Annotated in this window: 2 protein-coding genes and 1 pseudogene; all 3 read left to right on the forward strand. The window is 72.9% G+C overall.

Annotated features, from left to right (window positions below):
- Positions 1 to 203: 203 nt before the first annotated feature.
- Positions 204 to 959 (forward strand): TIGR03089 family protein, encoded by a 756-nt coding sequence (locus tag G3I42_RS28170; protein WP_164290585.1) that lies wholly within the window; start codon positions 204 to 206, stop codon positions 957 to 959.
- Between the two features lie 145 nt (positions 960 to 1,104).
- A complete protein-coding gene (locus G3I42_RS28175) occupies positions 1,105 to 2,361 on the forward strand; it encodes an LCP family protein (protein WP_164290587.1) in 1,257 nt (418 codons plus the stop codon).
- 294 nt (positions 2,362 to 2,655) lie between these two features.
- Positions 2,656 to 2,911 (forward strand): annotated as a pseudogene (locus G3I42_RS28180) (LytR family transcriptional regulator); the annotation flags it as partial.

A 2,911-nucleotide genomic window follows, 5' to 3' on the forward strand; every position in this document is an offset into this window, starting at 1 on the left:
GGCGGCGGGTGCGGCGAGGGGCAGCGCGAGGACGGCCGCGCAGGTGACACCTATCGAAGAGGCGAGAAAAGTACGCATATTCACGATATTGGGCACACCTTCGGGCGCTGTCCACGGGAGTTGAGGGTGTGTCGGCCACCCCGGTGACGCCGGGGCGGCGGCACGTGCCCGGGGCGCGGGGCGCCCCGCGTAGCCTGGGGCACGTGACCGCTCTCGACCGCACCCCCGCCGACCTGCTGCGTTCCGCGCTCGCCACGGACCCGGCCCGCCCCTTCGTCACGTACTACGACGACGCGACCGGCGAACGCGTGGAACTCTCGGTCGCCACCTTCGCCAATTGGGTGGCCAAGACCGCGAACCTGATCCAGGGCGAGCTGTCCCTGAGCGCGGGCGACCGGCTCGCGCTGCACCTGCCCGCGCACTGGCAGTCGGCCGTCTGGCTCGTCGCCGCCTCCTCGGCCGGGCTCGTCGTGGACGTCGCGGGCGACCCGGCGCGCGCGGACCTCGTCGTGGCGGGCCCGGACGCCCTGGAGGCGGCCCGCGCCTGCACGGGGGAACGCGTCGCGCTGAGCCTGCGTCCGCTCGGCGTCCGTTTCCCCGTCACCCCGGAGGGTTTCCTCGACTACGCGGTCGAGGTCCCGGCCCAGGGCGACCGCTTCGCGCCCTTCGCCCCCGTCGACCCGGAGGAACCCGCGCTCGTCGTGGCGGGCGAGGAACTGACGAGCACGCAGCTGGTGGAGCGGGCGCAGGGCGACGCGGAGCGGCTGGGCGTGGGCCCCGGCGAGCGCATCCTGAGCGGGCTCGGCTTCGGCGACTGGGCGGGGCTGGCCGCGGGGCTCTACGCGCCGCTGGCGGTGGGGGCCTCCGTGGTGCTGTGCCGGCACCTGGACCGGCTGGCGCCGGAGGCACTGGAGCGGCGGGTGGCGGACGAACGGGTGACGGCACTCAGCGGGACCTGAGCCCTCCGGCACTCGCGGGACGCGGTACGGAACGACCCTCACGGGGGACGGGCACCACCCGTCTGCCTCCCGCCGCGCGCGCCCGCACCCCGCAGGCCGCATCGTCGTAGTCGCGGACAGGCGACACCGAGCGGCGGGAGGTCCAGTGGACATCGCACACGTCCTCCGTCAGCACTGGGTGCGCTGGGTCGCCTTCGGGCTCGCCGTGCTGCTGCTCGTCCTCGCCGCCGTCGTCTGGGGCTTCTACCGGAAGCTCGACCGGAACATCACGGAGGACACCTCGGCCGCGGCCGAGCTGCGCAAGTACGACCGCGAGCGGCCCTCGTCCGTCGCGAAGGGCGCGCAGAACATCCTGCTCATCGGTTCGGACTCGCGCGCGGGCAAGAACAAGGAGTACGGGCGCGACGGCGGCACCCAGCGCTCGGACACCACGATCCTGCTGCACGTCTCGCGGGACCGGAAGCACGCCACCGCCGTCTCGGTGCCGCGCGACCTCATGGTCACGATCCCCTCCTGCCGGGGCGCGGACGGCAAGCGCGGCAACGAACGTCTCGCGCAGTTCAATTGGGCCTTCGAGAGCGGCGGCACGGCGTGCACCGTGCGGACGGTCGAGAAGATGACGAACGTGCGGATCGACCACTACGTCGTGGTCGACTTCGAGGGCTTCAAGAAGATGGTCGACGCGGTCGGCGGGGTCAAGGTGTGCGTCGCGCGGCCCATCGACGACAAGGACGCGCACCTCAAGCTCGCCGCCGGGTCCCAGAAGCTCGACGGCGAGCAGGCGCTCGGGTACGTACGGGTGCGCAAGACGCTCGGGAACGGCTCGGACACCGACCGGATCGACCGGCAGCAGAAGTTCCTCGCCGCGCTCGTGGCGAAGATGAGCGGCAACGACGTCCTCTACAACCCCACGAAGCTCTACCCGGTGCTCGACGCCGCGACCTCGGCGCTCACCACCGACCCGGGCCTCGCGAGCCTGCGCGACCTGTACGGCATGGTCCGGGGCGTGCGCTCCGTACCGACCGAGAACGTCCGCTTCCTCACCGTCCCGCGCGAGGCGTACGCGGCCGACCCGAACCGGGACCAACTGGTACAGCCCGACGCGGAACGCCTCTTCGCGCAGTTGCGCAATGATTCACCGGTCAGAGTGGACCCGAGCCCCAGCGCCTCGCCCGCGCCGACGGCGAGCGCGAGCGCGAGCGGAAGCGGGAGGCCCGACCGCACGGAGGCGGGCCGCGAGGGCGCCGAGGCCGCGCGGGGCCACGACCCGGCGGGCGCGGGCGGTGACGTTGCGGACACAGGCCGTGACGCCGCACACACGGGCCGTGACGCGGCCGGGACCGGGAACCAGGACCGCTACCGGGGGACGACCGCGGCCGACACGGGATGCCCGGGCTCGTAAGTGCGCGGGCTGTCGGCGGACTGTGCGCCACCCGGTCCCGTCAAGTAAAGGAATGACCGTCCGGAGTTCAATCACTTCCACAATTGCCATGGAATGCCCGGTTATAAGGGAAGTGGAATGTGTCACCGCCGTCGTCGCGCGGGGCGGTGGGCGGCTAATGTGAGCGACCTCGGTGGCCGCGACCGTACGCATCGCGGCGCGTCACCGACTGACCGAGTGCCTCCCGCCGCGTCTCCAACCCACCTGGAGGGCGGGTCGGCGCCGCGTGCCCCGTGACGGAGGATTTGGACAACCGTGGACGCGCAAGGCCGTGGGCGGGGGGAAGAATTCGACCCCGCAGACCAATGGGTACTCAATCCGCAGACCGGCGAATACGAACTGCGACTCGGCGGCTCCGCTGAGCAGTCGCCGCCGGGTTCCGGCGGCGGGGCCTGGGACCACGTCGACGGCTCCGCGCGTCCCCGCAGAACCGACCCGTACGGCTCCGCGCCCCGCGTCCCCGAGCAGGCCCGCCCCCCGCGCGCGGAGAGCACCCCCCGCGAGGGCGGCC

It is taken from the genome of Streptomyces sp. SID11385 (assembly GCF_010548245.1).
Lineage (GTDB): Bacteria > Actinomycetota > Actinomycetes > Streptomycetales > Streptomycetaceae > Streptomyces.